Below are 6,406 nucleotides of genomic sequence, written 5' to 3'. Positions count from 1 at the left end.
AGATGTGTATAAGAGACAGGGGGGGGGACGTTGGAGACGGTGCCCTCGAGCATCTTGAGGAGGGCCTGCTGGACGCCCTCGCCGGAGACGTCGCGGGTGATGGAGATGTTCTCGCCCTTCTTGGCGATCTTGTCGATTTCGTCGATGTAGACGATGCCGATTTCGGCGGCCTTGAGGTCGTAGTCGGCGTTCTGGATGAGGGCGAGCAGGATGTTCTCGACATCCTCGCCGACATAGCCGGCCTCGGTGAGGGTGGTGGCGTCGGCGATGGCGAAGGGCACATCCAGCGCCTGGGCGAGGGTGCGGGCCAGGAGGGTTTTGCCGCTGCCGGTGGGGCCGATGAGGAGGATGTTGGATTTCTCGATCTGGACCTCCTTGTCGGTCGCGCCGGCGGGATGCGTGTCGGAGGCGGTGGTGTGGGCGATGCGCTTGTAATGGTTGTGCACGGCCACGGAGAGCACTTTTTTGGCGTGCTCCTGCCCCACGCAATATTCATCCAGCAGCCGCTTCAGCTCGACGGGGCGCGGGATGCGGGCCGGCCCCTGCGGCGGGGGCGGGGCGGGTCCCAATTCCTTGTCCAGCACGCTTTTGCAGAGCAGAACGCAGGTGTCGCAGATATAGACGCCCGGCCCCTGGATGAGCTTCTTAACTTCTGTGTGTGCCTTGCCACAGAAGCTGCACATGGGATTGGCTTTGATTCGGGCCATAGTTCAACCGGGCGGTTTCAGGTAAAATAAAATTAGTCCCTTTGCGGCAAACCGCCACTTTTTTATCATCAGCGGGGCCGGGGCGGGACTGAACGGGTTCAGTCCTTCTTTTGGGCGGGGATTTCCTTGCGGCTGACCACCACCTGGTCAATGAGGCCGTATTCCTTGGCCTCCTCGCTGGACATGAAGCGGTCGCGGTCGGTGTCGCGGGCCACCTCCTCCACGGAGCGGCCGCAATGTTTGGCGAGGATTTCGTTGAGGCGGTCTTTGAGGCGGAGGATTTCGCGGGCCTGGATGCTGATGTCGGTGGCCTGGCCCTGCACGCCGCCCCAGGGCTGATGCACCATGATGCGGGAGTTGGGGAGGCCGAAGCGCTTGCCCTTGGTGCCGGCGGCCAGGAGCACGGCCCCCATGCTGGCGGCCTGGCCGATGCAGTAGGTGTTCACATCGCAGGTGAGAAACTGCATGGTGTCATAAATGGCCAGGCCGGCGGTGACGCTGCCGCCGGGGGAATTGATGTAGAGGTGGATGTCTTTCTTGGGGTCATTCATCTGGAGAAACAACAACTGGGCGATGATGAGGTTGGCCACCATGTCATCCACCGCCGTGCCCAGAAAGACAATGCGGTCCACCAGCAGCCGGGAGTAAATGTCATAGCCGCGCTCGCCGCGCCCGGTCTGCTCGACCACCATTGGCACCAGAAAATTATTCATAATGACGATATCCTAACTTTGCCAACCTACTCGTGGGCCTGCCCAGCGTCAAGTTTTGCGCGGAAAAACCGGCGGGGCAGGCGGTTCAGGCCGGCCCTTCAAGGGGCGGCGGCCAGCAGGGCGGCGGCCCAGGCTGCCGCCAGCAGGGCGCCGCAGGCATACGCCAGCCAGGGGTCCCATTGCGCCAGGGTGGCCGGGATGTGCTGCCGCGCTTTGCTCAGGCCAAGGCCCAACAGCAGGCCGGCCCCCAGCCCGCCCAGGTGGGCCGTGACATCGCTGGCGGGGTTCAGGCCCAGGAGGACGGTGAGCAGGAGGGCGCCGGCCAGTCCGCGCGTGAGCCACTGGCGGCGGGGCTGGGCGCGGGCCTCGAGCACCGACTGGGCGGCGAGCAGGCCGAGCGCGCCCATCACCACGCCGGAGGCGCCCAGGCTCAGATGCGCTGGGCCGTGCACCAGGAGGGTGGCCGCGTTGCCGGCCGCCCCCGCCAGCAAACCGGCCAGCAGGGCGGCGCCCGGTCCAAACGCGCCCATGGCCAGGCCGAGGAGGAGCACGCCCGAGGCCAGATTGGCGAGCAAATGCGCTTCGTCGCCGTGGAGGGTGGTGGCGGTGAACAGCCGCCAGAGTTCACCCCGGGCCACGGCGGCGCCGTCCACCCGGCCGGCCAGCGACAAATCCACCGGCAACACCGCCTGCAGGTAAAACATCACCGCCAGGAAGGCCGCCCAAAACCACACCCGCCAGTCATAGATTTCGCCGGTCCCCCCCACGGGGCTTTGCCAGCGGCGGTTGCGGTTTTCCCGGAGGTAGAGGCGGAGGTGCTGGCAGGCGGCGGTCAGGTGGGCGGGGTCCAGCTCGAGGAACCACTGGCCGGAGGCGGGGTCCTGCTGCCAGGCCGACTCGATGCCCTGGCTGATGAGGACCAGGCTCCATTCGCGGGCTTGCTCTTCCGAGCGGACGGGCAGGCGGGCAGGGGACGCCATGGGGTACAAGCTAGCATTGGCGGGCGGCGGGGGCAATGCGGGGGAGGGGCAGGGAGGGCACTTTTGTGCGGAATAAACTTTACAGGCGGCTGGGGATGTGGTTATTTTGTCGCTTTATTGAAGTTAACGAAGCTGAAATAGAACGTTGAGATGAAAGACCGCCTGGGCGGTCGGAAGCCGATATGGACAAGAGCAAGACCATCGAGAAATTTAAGCTGCACGACAAGGATACCGGGTCGGCGGATGTGCAAATTGCGCTGTTGACCGAGCGCATCAATCAGTTGACGGAGCATTTGCAGAAGCACAAGAAGGATCACAGCTCGCGCCGCGGGTTGTTGATGATGGTGGGGCAGCGCCGGCGGTTGCTGGACTACCTGCACCAGACCGATGCCGCCCGGTATCAGGCAGTGACCAAAAAGCTGAAATTGCGCCGGTAGGAGCCGGTGACGGCCCGGGGCGGCGCGTCAGCCGCACCGGCCCGGGCAGGGGTTCAGTTTTTGGGGGGCGGGCCGTTTGGCAACGTGACCCGAGCGGCCCGTTTCCAGAAAAAACCGAAGTCACGAGAGATAGAAAGAAGCAACCGCCAGCCGAGGCATTTCCTTCAGCAGCCGCTCCCGGAGGAGGGTTGGATGTTGAACGAAGTACCCCGGTACTGGCGGTTGGATGTACAACATGGCAGAAAAAGTAACCGCCCAAGTGGGCAACCGTCCGATTCACATCGAAACTGGCAAACTGGCCAAGCAGGCCGACGGAGCCGTAACCGTTCAACTGGGAGAAACCATCGTCATAGTGGCGGCGGTGGCCGCCATCAAGGCCAAGGAAGGCCAGGACTTCTTCCCCTTAACCGTGGATTACCGCGAGAAGGCGGCCGCCGCCGGGCGCTTTCCGGGCGGCTATTTCAAGCGGGAAGGCCGCCCCACGGAGAAGGAAATCCTCACCAGCCGGCTGACGGACCGGCCGATCCGGCCGTTGTTCCCCAAAGGCTGGTTCAATGAGGTGCAGGTGCAGAGCATATTGCTCAGCGCCGACGGGGAGAATGATCCGGACATCCTGAGCGTCATTGGGGCGTCGGCGGCCTTGATGGTCAGCGACATTCCGTGGGCCGGGCCGCTGGGAGCGGTGCGGGTGGGGCGGGTGAACGGGCAGTGGATTGCCAATCCCACCCATCAGGAGCGGGATCAGAGCGATATGGACATGGTTTATGTGGGCAGCGAGACCGAGCTGCTGATGTTTGAGGGCTCGGCCAAGGAGATCAGCGAGGCTGATTTCATGGCGGCGCTGCAGTTTGGCCACGAGGCCATCCAGCCGCTCATTGCCGCCCAGAAGGAGCTGGCGGCCCGCGCCGGCAAGCCCAAACGGGCCATCACCGTGCAGGTGGTGCCGGAGGAAATCCTGGCCGAGGCCAAACGCCTGGCGGGCGACAAGATTGTGCCGGCGCTCCTGACCCCCGGCAAACTGGCGCGCGAGGCCGCGGTCAAGGCGGTGCAGGACGAGGTGGGCGCCCGGCTGGTGGAGAAATTTGGGGCCGAGAAGGTCACCGAGTTCGTCATCAACGACGCGTTTTACTACATACAGAAGGAGGCCGTGCGCAGTCTCATTTTGAATGAGAAGAAGCGGCTGGACGGGCGGCCGTTTGATCAGATCCGCCCCATTTCCTGCGAGGTGGGCCTGCTGCCGCGGGCGCATGGATCGGCCCTGTTCTGCCGCGGGGAAACGCAGGCGGTCACCCTGGCCACGCTGGGCACCAGCGAGGATGCGCAGGAGTTTGACGCCTACGCCGGGGGCGACACCACCAAGCGTTTTCTGCTGCACTACAACTTCCCCAACTTCAGCGTGGGCGAGACCGGGCGCATCAGCGGGCCGGGGCGGCGGGAGATCGGGCACGGGGCGCTGGCGGAGCGGAGCATTGAGCCGCTGCTGCCGCTGGAGAATTATCCATACGCCATCCGGGTGACCAGCGAGATCATGGAGTCCAACGGTTCGACGAGCATGGCCACGGTGTGCGGGGCGAGCTTGGCGCTGATGGATGCCGGCGTGCCGTTGCAGCGGCCGGTGGCGGGCATCAGCATCGGCCTGTGCACGGAAATGGACGCCCAGGGCGGCATCAGCCGCTATGAGCTGCTCACCGACATCATCGGCTGGGAGGACGCCTTCTGCGACATGGATTGCAAGATTGCCGGCACGGCCAACGGCATCACGGGATTCCAGTTGGATCTCAAGCTCAAGGGCCTGCCGCACCGCATCATGGCCGAGGCGCTGGAGCGCGCCAAAGCCGGGCGGCTGTACATTTTGGGCGAAATGAGCAAGGTGCTGGCGGCGCCGCGGCCGGAGCTGAGCAAGTATGCGCCGCGCATTGAGACGCTGAAGATCAATCCGGAGAAGATCGGCGCGTTGATCGGCCCGGGCGGCAAGAACATCAAGCGCATCGTCGAGGAGTCCGGCTGCGAAATCAACATCGAGGACGACGGCACCGTCAACATCTACTCCACCAGCGCCGAGGGCATGAAGATCGCCCGCGACGCCATCATGGGGATGACGGCCGAGGCCGAGGTGGGCAAGATTTATCGCGGCAAGGTGGTGACGATCAAAGACTTTGGCTGCTTTGTCGAATTCCTGCCGGGCAAGGACGGCCTCTGTCACATCAGCGAGCTGGCCAATTTCCGCGTCAAGCAGACCGAGGACATCGTCAAGCTGGGCGATGAAATCATGGTCAAGTGCCTGGGCGTGGACGAAAAAGGCCGGGTGCGCCTTTCCCGCAAGGCCGCCATGGCGGAGCGGGATCGCATGATGGCCGAGGGCCAGGAGGGCGCGCCGGCGGCCGATGACGCCGCGGCAGCCACCGAGGCCGCCGAGGAGCAGTCGGAGGCGGAGGAGGCGCAGCCCTACGAAGGCGAGCGCCGCGAACGCTCGGAACGCCCGGAACGCCCGGAACGGCGGGAGCGCCAGGCACCGCGCGGCGGGAGCCGTGCGCCGCGTGGCGGGGGCGGGGGCGGCGGGCGCGGCCGGCATGGCGGCGGGCGCGGCCATCACCGGCGCGACGACTAGGCCTGAGGCCCAAGGTTTGCCCAGGCCACCGGCCTGCGGGGCCCAACGCGCCGCGGTCCGCCCGGGATTATGCGCGCATTGATTTTGGGTTGCGGCTACGTGGGCACGGCGCTGGCGGCAGAGCTTCTCCAGCGCGGCGCCGAAGTCCACGCGGTGCGGCGCAGTGCGGCGGAGCCGGTGCCGGCGCCGCTGGAGCGCGTGCGCTGGCTCACCCTGGATCTCACCCGGCGGGAGGCGGTGCAAACCCTGCGCCAGCGGTGGGAGGTGGTCATCAACTGTGTTTCCTCCAGCCGCGGCGGGGTGGAGGTGTATCGCCAGGTGTTTCTGGAGGCGGGCCGGCATCTGCGCGAGGTGCTGGCCGCGGATCCCCCCGATTTGTACATCCATTTGAGCAGCACCAGCGTTTATGGTCAGACGGATGGAGGCTGGGTGACGGAGGACAGCCCCACCGCGCCGGCCAGTGAAACGGCGCAGGTGCTGGTGGCCACCGAACAGGAATGGCGCGCGGCGGGACTGCCGGTGACCATTCTGCGGCTGGCGGGCATCTACGGGCCGGGGCGGTGTTTCTGGCTGCAACAATTTCTGGCCGGCCAGGCCCGGCTGGGGGAGGGGGAAGGCCGCTGGCTCAACATGATTCACCGCGATGACGTGGTGGCGGCCATTCTGGCCGCGTGGGAGCAGCGCGCCGCGGCGGCGGGGCGAGTTTATAATGTGGCCGATGATCACCCGGTCACGCCGCGCGAGTTGTATGGCTGGCTGGCGGAGGTGCTGCACCGGCCGCTGCCCCCGGCGGCGGAAGCCGGCGAGCGCGCGCCGCGCAAACGGGCTTTGACGCACAAGCGCGTCAGCAACCTGCGGTTGAAAGCCGAGCTGGGCTGGCAGCCGCGCTATCCGGACTTCCGGCGGGGATTTGGGGAGGAAATCCGGCGGCTGCAGAGCGAGGGGCTGCCGGCCGGTTGAG

The 6,406-nt window shown here is 65.9% G+C and carries 6 protein-coding genes; 3 read left to right on the top strand and 3 right to left on the bottom strand.

Annotated features, from left to right (window positions below):
- The 3 genes from N3J91_06245 to N3J91_06235 form a co-directional block, all read right to left on the bottom strand.
- A partial coding sequence (locus tag N3J91_06245) for an AAA family ATPase (protein MCX8156031.1) occupies positions 1-707 on the bottom strand: 707 nt, incomplete at its 3' end.
- Between the two features lie 98 nt (positions 708-805).
- Complete coding sequence (gene clpP, locus N3J91_06240; protein ID MCX8156030.1) at positions 806-1,420, bottom strand: ATP-dependent Clp endopeptidase proteolytic subunit ClpP; 615 nt, start codon at positions 1,418-1,420, stop codon at positions 806-808.
- 98 nt (positions 1,421-1,518) lie between these two features.
- On the bottom strand, positions 1,519-2,400 hold the full coding sequence (locus N3J91_06235) for a rhomboid family intramembrane serine protease (GenBank protein MCX8156029.1): 882 nt from the start codon (positions 2,398-2,400) through the stop codon (positions 1,519-1,521).
- A 182-nt stretch (positions 2,401-2,582) separates the two neighbouring features.
- On the opposite strand from N3J91_06235, the gene rpsO reads away from it, so the two are divergent.
- The 3 genes from rpsO (at position 2,583) to N3J91_06220 (ending at position 6,405) form a co-directional block, all read left to right on the top strand.
- Positions 2,583-2,837, top strand: coding sequence for a 30S ribosomal protein S15 (rpsO, locus tag N3J91_06230; GenBank protein MCX8156028.1), 255 nt, complete (start codon positions 2,583-2,585; stop codon positions 2,835-2,837).
- Positions 2,838-3,072: 235 nt separating this feature from the next.
- Positions 3,073-5,445, top strand: coding sequence for a polyribonucleotide nucleotidyltransferase (pnp, locus tag N3J91_06225; GenBank protein ID MCX8156027.1), 2,373 nt, complete (start codon positions 3,073-3,075; stop codon positions 5,443-5,445).
- Between the two features lie 69 nt (positions 5,446-5,514).
- Positions 5,515-6,405: an SDR family oxidoreductase gene (locus N3J91_06220; protein MCX8156026.1), complete on the top strand. Its 891-nt coding sequence runs from the start codon at positions 5,515-5,517 to the stop codon at positions 6,403-6,405.
- The last annotated feature ends 1 nt before the right edge of the window (position 6,406 follow it).

It is taken from the genome of Verrucomicrobiia bacterium, from assembly GCA_026414565.1.
Lineage (GTDB): Bacteria > Verrucomicrobiota > Verrucomicrobiia > Limisphaerales > Fontisphaeraceae > Fontisphaera.
Note: the sequence above shows the minus strand (reverse complement) of the source record. Positions and strands in the feature narration are given on the sequence as shown.